We start from the raw sequence: 12,974 nt of genomic DNA, 5'->3' as shown, positions 1-12,974 counted from the left end.
TATTACAACCGGGTAGTGTTACAAGTATATGACAGGATCCGCCTGTGTCGGAATTTGTCGGGTTAATGAATGATCAAGTCCAACAGTAAGCCAGTGAAGACCGCAAAACCCGCCCAGTTATTGTTGAGGAATGCCTTGAAGCAGCCAGCCCTTTCCCGGTAACGGGCAAGGTGTTGCTGGAAGACGAACAGGCAGGCCATAGCCACGAGTCCCAGGTAGTAGAAAACACTCAGCTCGGCCTGCTGGCCTACCATTATAAGGATCAGCACCACCAATGCCTGAAGAATGGCAATAACCGCCCGGTCTGCCTCGCCGAAAAGAATGGCCGTGGACTTGATACCAATCTTTATGTCGTCGTCGCGGTCGACCATGGCGTAAAGGGTGTCGTAGGCGACGGTCCAGAGCACGTTGGCGGTGAACAGCAGCCATGCCATGCGGGTGACCTCACCGGCTTCAGCAGCCCAGGCCATGGGAATGGCCCAGGAGAAGGCGGCACCGAGAAACAGCTGTGGCAGGTGGGTGTAGCGCTTCATGAACGGATAAATAAACGCCAGTACCACGCCGCCAAACGAGAGGTACAGCGTCAAAGTGTTGGTGAAAAGAATCACCATCAGGAAGGCCACCAGGCAAATGCCGGCAAACAGCGCAACAGCCTCCCAGGCTTCGATCCGGCCGGAGGTCAGCGGGCGGTCCTTGGTGCGTTTGACGTGGCGATCCACCTTGCGGTCGGCAAAATCGTTGATGGCACAGCCGGCAGCCCGCATCAGGAAAACACCCAGGGTGAACACGATAAAGTTGCCGATGCCGGGAAAGCCGTCCGCCGCCAGCCATAGTGCCCAGTAGGTCGGCCATAGCAGAAGCAGGCTGCCGATCGGGCGATCGAGTCGCAACAGGCGGGCGTAATCTGTCAGGCGGGCCTGAACATGTGCGGGCACGGCATTGGGCAGCATGGGCTTGGTCCGTATCGGATGAAGTTCGGGGAACTGAGCGGGGGATTATAGCCAGCCGTGGTGCCCGGATTAAAGGGGCCCGGGTTAAAGGGTGCCGGGGTCACCGGCGGTCAGTGTGGGCAGGAAGTATTCGCCGACCAGCAGTGAGTGGCTGCCACTGAAGAACCGGGACCGGCGCGCTGCCACAGGCTGGGCGTTGCAGCTGCGGTGGCAAAGACCTGTCTCGAACGGCCCCCTTTGCCATTCCGGGTTGCTGAACAGGTAAGCGCCCAGCGGTCTGCGGCCCAGGTTGCGCAGGCGCCGGCCACGCCCTGCCAGAGTGACCAGGGGAATGATGGTGCGGGCAAGCACCCAGGGCGTGTCATCGCCTTTGAGGCAGACCTCGCGCACCCAGGCATTCTGGCGCACCGGGATGCTCAAGGTGCGGGCTTCTTCCAGGGTAGGGCGCGCAAAGCCTTCCTGGAGAATGTCGACACGGAAGCTTTCACGGCACTTGAGCTGCAGTGCACGGGTCAGTGAGCCTTCCAGCTTCAGCCAGTGGCCAAGGGGACCATGAACCGCCGGGTGTCTCAGCCCGGCTGCCGAAAACGAGCGGTACCAGTCCGTTGGGGGGATGCGAACAGGGTTACAGTCCCTTGACGGCATAAATTCCCGGGGCGTTGCGCCAGTAGCCTTTGTAGTCCATGCCATAGCCAAACAGGAAGCGGTCTTCCACCTCCAGCCCGGTGAAATCGGCCTTCAGATCCGGCCTTGCCTTGCGGTCGTGCTGTTTATCCACCAGCACCGCCGTCAGAACCTCTTTGGCACCGTGGGCGAGGCAGTAATCCGCAATGGCACAGAGGGTCGTACCTTCGTCGAGGATATCGTCGACAATCAGTACCGTGCGGCCATTCATGTCGGCATCGGGTCGCAGTTTCCATTCCAGTATGCCGCCGGTGGTTTCCTGACGGTAGCGGGTAGCGTGGAGGTATTCCGCCTGAACCGGGAACTTCAGCCGCGGTAACAGCTGGCCGGTAAGAATCAGGCCGCCGTTCATGACGCAGAACAGCAGCGGATTGGTGTCTTTCAGGCGCCCGGTAATAGTGTCCGCGAGGGACTGAACGGCAGCCTGAACCTGCTGCTCGCTTACCAGGCAGTCGGCTTCGGCCATTACCTGGTTAAGTTCGGCGACGGTATCGGTCATAAAGGTCGGGTCCTGTCGTAAAACGGGGGATTATACCGGAGGAGGGGCGTCGAAGGGAGGGGGCCTTCGGGTTGCGGCAGGTCGGTATTTGTGGCTATTGGCACAAAAGCGGTTAAACGCCCGTCGGCACCGGCATTGGTCAATGCGGCAGCGGTGGGTATGATGGTTGACCGTTTGAATGGTGTCAGAAAGGCATAAGAAAGACTTGCGTGCATGATTGTCTGACAATTATTATCGCGCCCTGATGAGTTTCGGAGGAATGGCATGAAGAAGTGGCAATGCGTTGTGTGCGGTTTTATTTACGATGAAGCGGAAGGCTGGCCGGACGACGGTATCGCGCCTGGAACCGCCTGGGAAGATGTGCCCGAGGACTGGGAATGCCCTGACTGCGGTGTGGGTAAGGAAGATTTTGAGATGATCGAAATCGGCTGATGATGCCGGTACGGAAAACAGAGTCGGAGAGCAGGTAATGAGCACAGATGCACCCATCGTGATTGTGGGAACCGGGCTGTCGGGTTACACCCTGGCAAAGGAGATCCGTAAACAGGACGAAAGTACACCCATCGTCATGGTCACGGCGGATGACGGCTTCAGTTATTCCAAGCCCATGCTCTCTACCGGCTTTACCAAGGGCAAGGAGGCCGATGAGCTGGCCCAGGCATCAGCCAACGCCATGGTCGAGCAGCTGAACCTGGAGTTACGCACCTACACCACTGTCACCGGTATTGATCCGCACGCCCATGAACTGGTGCTGGGGGATGAACGGCTGGTTTACAGCAAGCTGGTGCTGGCCTGGGGTGCTGATGTGATTCGTCTGTCCATTGCTGGCGATGGTCAGGAACACGTGTACTCGATTAACGATCTGGTGGACTACCGCGCCTTTCGCAATGCCCTGCAGGGAAAAAAACGGGTAGCCATCATGGGTGCCGGCCTGATCGGCTGCGAGTTCGCCAATGACCTGCGCAATGGTGACTACGAGGTGGACGTGATCGCCCCCTCCGATACCGTAATGCCGGGGCTGTTGCCACTGCCCGCCGCAGAAGCGGTGCGCAGCAGTCTGGAAAAGCTGGGTGTCCGGTTTCACCTGGAAACGGTGGTGGAACATGTTTCTGCCAGGGGTAATGGCGTGAACCTGACGCTGGGCAATGGCGAAACGCTGGATGCGGATCTGGTGATTTCCGCCGTAGGGTTGAGGCCCCGCACAGAGCTTGCTGCTGCAGCCGGGCTGGACACCAACCGGGGAATTATGGTGAACCGTGCCCTGGAAACATCCGCAGCGGATATCTATGCCCTGGGTGACTGCGCGGAGGTGGACGGCCACGTGTTGCTCTATGTGATGCCGTTGATGGCCTGTGCCCGTGCGCTGGCGAAAACCCTGGCGGGTGAAAGAACCGAAGTGAAATACGGCACCATGCCGGTGATGATCAAGACACCCTGTTGCCCGACAGCGGTCTGTCCGCCACCACCCGATGCCTCGGGCAACTGGGATGTGGATGCAGACGGCCAGGATGTCCGGGCCCTGTTCAAGAGCGATTCCGGCGAAGTCCTCGGGTTTGCCGTCACTGGCCGTTACGCCGTGGAGAAACAGGCCCTGTCAAAAGAAGTGCCACCAATCCACAATTGATCGGTGGCATCGGGATTGCGAAAATCGACGGCTTGCGGTAGAAAGTGATTCGTGAGCTAACTAAGTTGACAGGAGCGGGCATGCTGGAAGTAACCAGAAAACTGGTGGATCTGCTGGATCTTTCCCCGATGGGTGACGACCACTTCCAGGGTGACAGCGAAGATCTTGGCTTTCCCAACGTGTTTGGTGGCCAGGTCCTGGGCCAGGCACTGATGGCCGCCAGCCGCACTGTCGAAGGGCGGCTGCCTCACTCCCTGCATGCCTACTTCCTGCGGCCGGGCAATCACAGCATGCCCATCGACTATGAAGTCCAGCGGGTTCGTGACGGCAGCAGTTTTTCCGTCCGCCGGGTGATTGCGCGCCAGGATGGCAAGGAAATCCTGACCGGTTCCATGTCGTTTCAGGTCGCCGAGGACGGTTTCGAGCATCAGTTGGACATGCCGTCTGCCCCGGATCCTGACAGCCTCAAGTCAGAACAGGACTATGGCAAGATGCTTGCGCCCCACGTGCCGGAGCACCTGCGAGATACCCTGGTCCGGGATCGCCCCATCGAAATCCGGCCGGTGGATCCGGTCAACCCGTTAAAGCCGGAGCCCCGCCCTCCCTATAAACAAAGCTGGTTCCGCACCCAGGGGCATCTGCCAGACGACCCGGTACTTCACCGGTGCCTGCTGACCTACGCCTCGGACTTCTCGTTCCTGGGAACCGCACTCAATCCCCATGGTGTGACTTTCATGAGCAAGAAGATGCAGATAGCCAGCCTGGACCATTCCATCTGGTTCCATCGTGAGTTCCGTATGGACGATTGGCTGCTGTACGACAAGGACAGCCCCAGTGCGTCCGGCGGGCGCGGCTTCAATCGTGGCAACTTCTTTGATCAGCAGGGAAGGCTGGTGGCGTCGACAACGCAGGAAGCGTTGATTCGTCACCGGGGCTAGCCGATCTTGCGGCTATTGTCCTGGCGGGCCCGTTCATCCAGCCACGCTGTCATATCGTCGAATGGCAGTGGTGGGGTCAGGAAATAGCCCTGAATCATATCGCAGCCCATTTGCTCCAGCAGGTCCAGTGTTTCCTGCTTCTCCACACCTTCGGCGACCACGCTGTAGCCAAGGCTGTGACACATGTCGATGGTGGTTTTGACAATGACACGGTCACCGGCTTCAGTGGCCAGATCAGTGACCAGGGACCGGTCGATCTTGATTTCGCTGGCGGGCAACTGCTTGATATAGGACAGCGACGAGTAGCCTGAGCCGAAGTCGTCAATGGACAGGGGAATGCCGGTGGCGTGCAATGATTTGAGTGCCGCCAGGGAGTTGACCGGGTCCTGCATCATGGAGGTTTCCGTAACCTCCAGAGTAATGGCGCCATGATGGGAGTGGTAACTGCTCATCAAGCGTTGCACATACAGCGGGAAATCTTTTTCCCTCAGGTTGTTGGGCGAGATATTTACCGACAGGCCAAGCGTGTAGCCCTGCTCAAGCAGCCGGCTTCTCACCGCCAGCGACTGTTCCAGCACCCAGCGAGTCAGCGGTTTGATCAGTCCTGTCTGTTCCGCCAGGGCAATGATTTCATCTGCGGGAACCGGATTTTTATGATCCGGCCAGCGAATCAGCGCCTCAAGCCCGACCACCTCCCCGGTTTTCAGTAACAGCTTTGGCTGCAGATAGAGTGCAAGCCTGTCGTTCTTCAGGGCGTGCCTCAGGTCAGAAGCCAGTGTCAGGCGGTCGGCACTGTAGGAATCCCGCGCTGGGTGGTAAAAGGCCAGGCCCCGGTCTCTGGCATCTTCCGAACCCTGGGCAATGAAGGCCCGGCGGATCAATGTGTTGGCGTCTGTGGCGTGATCAGGACAGATGGCGGTGCCGGTGCGCGGGTCCAGGGGCAGTTGCATACCCAGGTAATCCAGCGGTTCGCGGAGTTCTTGCAGGGCATGGGCCGCGGCCCGTGGAACCTCTGCCAACAGGTCGGTCTCTACCACAAAGCCAAAGGTGGACGACTCCAGTGAGGCGAGATAGAACGACTGTTGTTCTGTGGTCTCCACCGGGCAGATGCCGGGCAGGTCTGCCACGATGCTGTTGAAACGTCGGGCGGCCAGCTCGATCAGGCGATCGGTATTGCGGTGCCCCAGGGTTTTGGTGATGGACGGAAGATTGGTGAGATGGATCACCGATATGGAAAACCGTTTGCCCGCTTCCCGGGTTATCAGTTCGTTGATCATCATTTCCAGGCAGGCGCGATTGGGCAATCCGGTCAGCGGGTTGTGCAACGCCTGATCGATCAGCCTCAATTCTGCCGACCGCCTTGCCGCCATGGCTGCAATTTCCGCCTCCCGTGCCCGCACCTTGTCTTCCCGCTCCTGGTAAAGCCTGGCGGCGAGGGCAATGGTCAACAGGATGGCTTCCAGGGCCGAGCCGATTTCCATGCCGTAAACCGTTACAAAATTGGTGGGGATAAGCCCGTACTTATTGGCTGCGGTCATTGCGCTACCCACCGTCAGCAATACCCATGCAATGGTGTAATAGCTGGCCTGGGGGTTTCCCCGGATCCATTGCAGCGGGCCGATCACGGTCAACAGAAGACAGCTGGGAATGGCCAGGGCCACGGTGAGTCGGCTGGCAATACTGTAGTCGGTAATAAAGGTGACCACGGCAACCGCCAGATTGATGACCACGGTATACCAGACCAGCTTGTCCATTTTCGGGCTGGTGGACTTGAGGTCAAGAAACGCACGGGAGAACAGCAGGGTGAAGACCAGGGCAACCGGCACCGTCAGCATCATCGCCTGGTTGTGAAGCCAGGGCAGCCCTGGCCAGAGTAACTGGTAGGTGCTGCCGTTCAGGCTACCGACCAGCAGCAGATACCCCAGGGTGGAAAGCACATACAGCAAATACATGCGCTCGCGCAGGGCCAGGAAGATGAACAGGTTGAAGAAGATCACCATGATCAGGATGCCGTAATAAATCGCGTGCATCTGATCCTCGACCGAAGCCGCTTCAAAAAAAGCGGCGGGATTCCATAGCCGTACAGGTATCTGCATCGCCCCCTGGGTTCGCACCCTCAGAAGTATCTGGTAGTCGCTGTCCGGATCGACGTCGAATGCAAACAGGAAGTTGCGGTGCTTTATCGGGCGCTGGTCAAACGGGTAATGATCGCCGGTCAGAATGCGCTGGCGGACAACGCCGTTTTCGAGGAGGTAGAAGGTAATCTGGTCCAGTTGCGGGTAGCGTATTTCAAGCAGCTGCCGGCTGCCAAGTTGAGCCGGAATCGCCGATACAGGAATACGGAGCCACACGGTATCGCGGATGTAGCCGAAGTTCGGACTTTCGCCTTCCAGTGACTGCCAGCTATCGGAAGCAAGTGCTTCCCTGAGATCCAACTCTTCTGAAGGAGTCACCCGGATGTAGTCCATATCCGGCTCTGCAAACCCGGATGCCGGGGGGTTCGCCTGGGTTCCGAAAGCCATTATGATCAATGCGCCCACAAGGGCGAAAATCTGAGCAATATGGCGCACGTAGTTCCAATCGTGTTGTGATTGTGCAGGTCAGTATGGCTTCAACCACTGATGTGCTCAAGGGAGAAATAACGGGTTTTTCAGTTCCTGCACAACGTACTTTCCAGGTTTTCCACCCACTGTCGTGCCCAGGGCCCCGCTTCCACTTCCGGTTCCGTGGTTTCCAGGGCGTCGATCTGCAGCGTGTCGCCGACTTTTCGCGCCGAGGTTTCGTAAAAGGCTTCCTCCATCAGCTCGCCGGCACCGCAGAACGTATCCCCGTACGAGCTGTCACCCAGTACGATGAGACCAAAAGGACGCCCCGGCTGCTGGGGCAGCTCCTCGCGGAGCCTCAGGTAGAATGGCAGCAGGTTTGGCGGAACCTCGCCCTGTCCCGTGGTGGATGTACAGATCAACACTGGATCGGTGTTACCGGATATATCCTCCAGCTGCGGATCTTCCAGAACAGTAATCTGGTGCCCTTGCTGTTCCAGGTCTTTTTTCAGTGCGCGCGCGGTCAGTAATGCGCCACCGTAGACGCTGCCAACCAGAATCCGGATTGATGCCATAACTCGTCCTGTTCGTTGAATTGCGGCACGATCATAGCGAGTGCGTGCCTGTGCCTCAAGCACGGGCGCCGGGTGGAGTGTGCCCGTTGGAGGTGGTGCGTACCCGCGGGGCAATGCGGTTGCGGCCGTCTTCCTTTGCGTTGTATAGATGGATGTCGGCCTGTTTCAGCAGTTCGTTCACGGAGCCGGCCTTGGCAATGGAGCAGATACCGGCACTGATGGTAATAGGAAGGCGCTTTCCGGCAAAAGTGAACTCGGTGTTGGCTACTTCGAAACGTAAACGCTCGGCGAGGGTCAGAGCCTGGAGTAGAGATGTGTCGGGCAGCAGTATCAGGAATTCCTCGCCACCCCAGCGCGCCGCCACGTCAGTCTGGCGGATAACAGCCTGCATAAGTTCCGAGAATTTGCGAAGGACCTCGTCACCAGCGTCATGGCCGTGATCGTCATTAATGTGTTTGAACAGGTCCAGGTCTATAAGGACGATCGAAAAGTGGTGGCCTGAGCGCTGATACCGGGAGTATTCCGCGTTCAAACGATGTTGCATCTCCCTCCGGTTGGACAATCCCGTCAGCTCGTCGGTCTGGGCAGCATAGGCGTGGGCCCGGGCCAGGTCCATCAGTTCATTGCGAGCCTTCAGCCGGCTGGCTTCCAGCACATAACAGAAAATGGATTCGAACGTCAGCGTGGCGAAAAAGCGAATCTTGAAGTCGGTGGTGTATTCGGCGGTGACCAATGGCAGTTGCGGAAACTGGAATACCACCACCGCCAGCAGGCAGCAGAACAGCAGCACCGCAGTCCCGGTCTTCAGGTCGGTGAGATAGAACAGCAAGGGCGGGAAGACATAGAACCAGAGCGGTCCGGTGTTGCTCTCACCACCCGTGACAATCAGGTATCCGAAAAGCAGCCCCACGATGAATATCATGCCGCCTTTCTGCCGCTGGCGATGGCCGGTGCGGGCGAAGACCAGCATGTTCAGTGCCACCAGTGATGCAAAAATAACCAGAGCACCGGCGTGGGTGGTATGGGTTGCGAACCAGGCCTTGGCGCCAATCCCCAACAGGAACAGGATAGCCATGGCCGAAAGGCCAGTCAGCAGGCGGGAAACCCGCTCTTCTTCACTTTCGTCGGCGATCGTCTGGCTCGGGTCCGGGAGTCGGGTCATGGCGCTCTTGTTGTTTTTGGTGATGTGCGCTATCTGCACAATTAGGCGTCAGATTAGTCAAACGTGGCAATCTGTACAGCGACTTGGGTCAAGCAATCGAGATTATGACGGTTTAGTTTCATTTTTATGGCAAAAAATTTATAGTTGCCGCCGTACCAATGCTGAATCACAGCGCCCCCGTGTTCCCTGTTGCGAGACCTGATGTGTTATGGCGAGCAAAAACGGATACCTTGATAATCTCCTGACCAGCCCCTCCACCGAGCGCTATCGCGTTGGCATCAGTTTCCTGTTCCTGTTTGTTGTCTTCCTTGCGGTAGGCCAGATCAGCAGTGGTATGCCCAACAGCATGCTGTTGATGGCGGCAGCGGTCATTGGCGGTTATATGGCCATCAATATTGGCGCCAACGACGTGGCTAACAATGTCGGGCCCGCTGTAGGCTCGGGGGCAATGTCCCTGGGGGGTGCGGTTGTTATTGCCGCTGTGTTCGAGGCTGCGGGTGCCATTATTGCTGGCGGTGACGTGGTTTCCACCATCAAGGGTGGCATTATTGCCGCTGACCGGCTGGAGGATGTGAGCACCTTTGTCTGGCTGATGACAGCGGCACTGCTGGCCGGTGCCCTTTGGCTCAACCTGGCCACATGGATGGGTGCACCGGTCTCCACTACCCATTCCATCGTCGGTGGCGTTCTGGGTGCCGGTGTCGCCGCTGGCGGCTGGGGCATTGCTGACTGGGCCGTGATGAGCAAGATTGTAGCGAGCTGGGTGATTTCTCCAGTGATGGGCGGCGTGCTGGCGGCCCTGTTCCTGTATGCCATCAAGAAGACCGTGCTGTACCGGCAGGACGTCGTGCCGGCCGCCCGAACCTTCGTGCCCTGGCTGGTGGCCATCATGGCGTGGGCGTTCGGTACCTACCTGATGGTCAAAGGGGTCAAGAAGATTGTCAGCGTCGACTTTCTGGGGGCCTCCCTGGTTGGACTGGGACTGGCGATCGTCGTTTTCATCGCCATGAGGGTTCTGGTCGGGCGCCGCGCAGCCACCATGGAAAACAGCTCTGCCGGCGTGAACGAGCTCTTTGTCTGGCCCATGATTTTTGCTGCGGCACTGCTCAGCTTTGCCCACGGCGCCAACGACGTGGCCAACGCCATCGGCCCCCTGGCTGCGATCAACGATGCGCTTTCTTCCGATGCAGTGGTCACTTCTGCTGCCATTCCTCTCTGGGTGATGCTGGTGGGCGCCGTCGGTCTGGCGGTGGGCCTGATGCTGTTCGGCCCGCGGCTGATCAAGACCGTTGGCAGCGAAATTACCGAACTGGATAAAACTCGGGCCTTCTGTATTGCCCTGTCTGCGGCGCTGACGGTCATCATTGCCTCACAGCTGGGGCTGCCCGTCAGTTCAACCCACATTGCCGTAGGTGGCGTGTTTGGCGTGGGCTTCCTCCGGGAATACCTGAAGTCCAACTACGCAACCCAGCTCCACAACATCATGGACAGCCATGAGGAAGAGGAACGCGAGCGTCTGCGTCCGTTCCTTGAGGACTTCCGCAATGCATCGGTTGAGGAAATGGAAAACCTGCTCAAGCAGGCCAAGAAGAAGAAGCAGGTCCCCCTGTCCAAGAAAGAGCGCAAGCGCCTGAAGAAAATCTACCGCGAGGAGATGGTCAAGCGTTCTCACCTGACCCGGATCATCGCCGCCTGGATCATCACCGTTCCTGTGTCTGCATGCCTGGCAGCCATTCTGTTCTTCACCCTGCGCGGCTTTCTGATGTAAGGGGGCGCCCACGCTGGTTGTCAGCTGCCGGTTTGGCCCATACTATTCCTTATGCGGGGGCGTTTGTCCCCTCCATTATTGCCAACCTGTCCGGGGATTGAGTCATGAGTTCAGCAGAAGAAAGCCGTCAGTCAAAGGTCATTGGCGAGCTCAGGGTGTTTATCAAGAAGGTCCTCAGTGATCCTACGATCGCCGTAAAATCGGTGGAAATTGCGCGTAAGTACCGCAATGAGCCCAATGCCAACGAGCTCATCGCTCGGGAAATAAGCGCCAACACCACCATCCGCATTCCGGAGAACTGGAGCAGCGCGGACCATATGTTTCTGGAGATTCTGGACGAAGTGCTTGATGATGAAGAGGCGCTTTACTAGGTCTTGAGCCCAGGATTGCACTGAGCGAGGGTCGGGGGCACTCTTCCAAAACCGTGCGGAGCCATGGATGTCGGAGCCGAGCGTACAGGGATGTATTCACAGCGTGTTTTGGAAGAGTGCCCCCGACCCTCGCGGTTTCTGACCAGATAGATGAAGTCAGGCCTGCTGAGCGCCAGCCTGATGCAGCTTCAGTACCGCATCTGCCATCTGATCCAGGATTTCTATTTCGTCCTGAATTCCTTCATCCGCTGACAATTCCCGTTGTTCCTTCAGAATGTCTGCCAGGATTTCCTTCGTGGTTAACGGGTTGGCCAGCACTACCCGGAAAACGATACACGGGAAGTTGAAGTATCGTGACGGTTCCAGTCGGGTCCGGGAGACGAACGCCTTGCCCCGCTCACGCTGGGTTTTCTGCAGGAACTTGGTAATGCGGTTCAGGGACGTGTTCAGCCGTTCGACCTGCAGGGGGTCAGCCACTGAGAGCGCTTGTTGTACCTTCTCCGGGCAATAGCGGTAAGTCAGGATATTGAGTTCCGGCCTGGTGATCAGTTCGAAATCCGACTCTGCATTGATCATTTCAGCGAAGGTTTTGGCCTTGTCGATGCCCTGGTCGATAAGGATTTCATAGCCTTCCCGTGCCAGAATTTTCAATCCTGACTGGATCAGCATGGACATGCCGGGCCTTGAGCCTTCCAGGGTGGTGCTGCCCAGATCCCGCGAGCCCTTGCGGATAATATACTGGGCGTGGTGCTCAACGGCGCTTGCCAGGCCCGGGTCGCGGAATACTACCAGGCCTACGCCCATGGGCACGTAGAGCTGTTTGTGGGCGTCGAAGGTGACCGAATCCGCCTTTTCGATGCCCCTCATCAGGTGCCGGTGGGTGCGGGAGAACAGGGTTGGTCCGCCCCAGGCGGCGTCGACGTGGAAGTGGGCGCCAAATTCCCGGGCGATGTCTGCCATTGCGTCCAGGGGGTCGACGTTGCCGGTTTCGGTGGTGCCGGCAATACCGCAAATGGCCATTACCCGGATTTTCTGGCGGTGCAGTTCCAGGCATTTTTCCCGCAGGGCATCGGTGTTGATGCGGTTGTCGTCATCGGTGTCGACGGGCACCAGGAAGTCGCGGCCCAGGCCCAGTACATCGGCGGCTTTACGCAGGGAATAGTGGCCGCGGCGGGAGACCAGTATGGCCGCCCCTTCGCAGCCGTAATAACGCAGGGCGCGGAACAGTCCTTCCTGGTGAATGCCACGGAAGCTGCCTTCAGCGGGGAAGGCGTTGTTGCGTGCCACCCAGAGTGCCGTGAGGTTGGCGACAGTGCCGCCTGAGCACATGGCACCCAGGGCATAACGGGGATCGTGCATCCACTTGCGGTAGAAGGCGCCATCCTGTTCGTAGACCAGCCGGTGGATCATGCCCAGCACCTGGCGCTCCATGGGGGTGAAGGCCTTGGAGGTTTCGGTTTTGACCAGGTTCTGGTTGAGGGCAATCATGATCTTGGACAGCGGCAGCATGAAGTAGGGCAGCGCCGATGTCATATGGCCGATAAAGCTGGGAGAAGCGGTGTGTACGGAGTTGGCCACCAGTTTGTCGAGCAGGAACTGGGCCTGCTCCGAGACGAAAATGGGCTTTTCGGGAATGGCGTAGTCCGAGAAATCTTTCTCAACGTCGGAAAGATCCCGTTCGACCGCAACGATGTGTTCCTGCAGGAATCCGGCAAGGTTACGGGATATGTTCTGGTCAATCCGGCTCAGGGTGGACTCAGGTGCCTCGGGCACGGTGAATACACGATACATGGCCTCAACCGAGGCCTGGGCGGATTTCTTCTTTCCGGTCATAGGTGCCACACACTTTCAGTGGTCATT

Annotated in this window: 12 protein-coding genes; 5 read left to right on the top strand and 7 right to left on the bottom strand. The window is 58.2% G+C overall.

Going from position 1 to position 12,974, the window contains the following annotated elements; translation table 11 throughout:
• Window positions 1-62: 62 nt before the first annotated feature.
• The 3 genes from ubiA to FDP08_RS10995 all read right to left on the bottom strand — a co-directional run bounded on the left by ubiA (window position 63) and on the right by FDP08_RS10995 (window position 2,133).
• The gene (gene ubiA / locus FDP08_RS11005; protein WP_137436204.1) at window positions 63-950 is read right to left on the bottom strand and encodes a 4-hydroxybenzoate octaprenyltransferase; all 888 of its coding nucleotides are present in this window, start codon (window positions 948-950) and stop codon (window positions 63-65) included.
• Window positions 951-1,034: 84 nt separating this feature from the next.
• A complete protein-coding gene (locus tag FDP08_RS11000; RefSeq protein WP_137436203.1) occupies window positions 1,035-1,595 on the bottom strand; it encodes a chorismate--pyruvate lyase family protein in 561 nt (186 codons plus the stop codon).
• Window positions 1,576-2,133, bottom strand: a complete 558-nt coding sequence (locus tag FDP08_RS10995; RefSeq protein ID WP_137436202.1) for a hypoxanthine-guanine phosphoribosyltransferase — start codon at window positions 2,131-2,133, stop codon at window positions 1,576-1,578. Before FDP08_RS10995 ends, FDP08_RS11000 begins: the two co-directional genes overlap by 20 nt.
• 264 nt (window positions 2,134-2,397) lie before the next feature.
• On the opposite strand from FDP08_RS10995, the gene FDP08_RS10990 reads away from it, so the two are divergent.
• The 3 genes from FDP08_RS10990 to tesB all read left to right on the top strand — a co-directional run bounded on the left by FDP08_RS10990 (window position 2,398) and on the right by tesB (window position 4,695).
• On the top strand, window positions 2,398-2,565 hold the full coding sequence (locus tag FDP08_RS10990) for a rubredoxin (protein WP_135803992.1): 168 nt from the start codon (window positions 2,398-2,400) through the stop codon (window positions 2,563-2,565).
• 37 nt (window positions 2,566-2,602) lie between these two features.
• Window positions 2,603-3,757 carry an NAD(P)/FAD-dependent oxidoreductase gene (locus FDP08_RS10985; protein ID WP_137436201.1) on the top strand — a complete coding sequence of 385 codons (1,155 nt, stop codon included), beginning with the start codon at window positions 2,603-2,605 and terminating at the stop codon, window positions 3,755-3,757.
• A gap of 80 nt (window positions 3,758-3,837) precedes the next feature.
• On the top strand, window positions 3,838-4,695 hold the full coding sequence (gene tesB, locus FDP08_RS10980; protein ID WP_137436200.1) for an acyl-CoA thioesterase II: 858 nt from the start codon (window positions 3,838-3,840) through the stop codon (window positions 4,693-4,695).
• Here tesB and FDP08_RS10975 read toward each other — a convergent pair.
• The 3 genes from FDP08_RS10975 to FDP08_RS10965 form a co-directional block, all read right to left on the bottom strand.
• A complete protein-coding gene (locus FDP08_RS10975) occupies window positions 4,692-7,265 on the bottom strand; it encodes an EAL domain-containing protein (protein ID WP_137436199.1) in 2,574 nt (857 codons plus the stop codon). The genes tesB and FDP08_RS10975 overlap by 4 nt on opposite strands.
• A gap of 80 nt (window positions 7,266-7,345) precedes the next feature.
• Window positions 7,346-7,813, bottom strand: a complete 468-nt coding sequence (locus FDP08_RS10970) for a flavodoxin (protein ID WP_137436198.1) — start codon at window positions 7,811-7,813, stop codon at window positions 7,346-7,348.
• A gap of 55 nt (window positions 7,814-7,868) precedes the next feature.
• Window positions 7,869-8,975, bottom strand: a complete 1,107-nt coding sequence (locus tag FDP08_RS10965; protein WP_137436197.1) for a GGDEF domain-containing protein — start codon at window positions 8,973-8,975, stop codon at window positions 7,869-7,871.
• 208 nt (window positions 8,976-9,183) lie between these two features.
• Here FDP08_RS10965 and FDP08_RS10960 point away from each other — a divergent pair, with 208 nt between their 5' ends.
• Together FDP08_RS10960 and FDP08_RS10955 are read left to right on the top strand one after the other, a co-directional pair.
• Window positions 9,184-10,743, top strand: coding sequence for an inorganic phosphate transporter (locus tag FDP08_RS10960; RefSeq protein ID WP_137436196.1), 1,560 nt, complete (start codon window positions 9,184-9,186; stop codon window positions 10,741-10,743).
• 104 nt (window positions 10,744-10,847) lie between these two features.
• Window positions 10,848-11,114: a hypothetical protein gene (locus tag FDP08_RS10955; protein ID WP_137436195.1), complete on the top strand. Its 267-nt coding sequence runs from the start codon at window positions 10,848-10,850 to the stop codon at window positions 11,112-11,114.
• A 156-nt stretch (window positions 11,115-11,270) separates the two neighbouring features.
• Here the strand turns inward: FDP08_RS10955 and panP are convergent, their stop codons facing one another.
• A complete protein-coding gene (gene panP / locus FDP08_RS10950; RefSeq protein WP_137436194.1) occupies window positions 11,271-12,947 on the bottom strand; it encodes a pyridoxal-dependent aspartate 1-decarboxylase PanP in 1,677 nt (558 codons plus the stop codon).
• Between the last annotated feature and the right edge of the window lie 27 nt (window positions 12,948-12,974).

Source organism: Marinobacter panjinensis (genome assembly GCF_005298175.1).
GTDB classification, from domain to species: domain Bacteria; phylum Pseudomonadota; class Gammaproteobacteria; order Pseudomonadales; family Oleiphilaceae; genus Marinobacter; species Marinobacter panjinensis.
The sequence above is the reverse complement of the archived record's forward strand: the minus strand, read 5'-3'. Positions and strand labels throughout refer to the sequence as shown.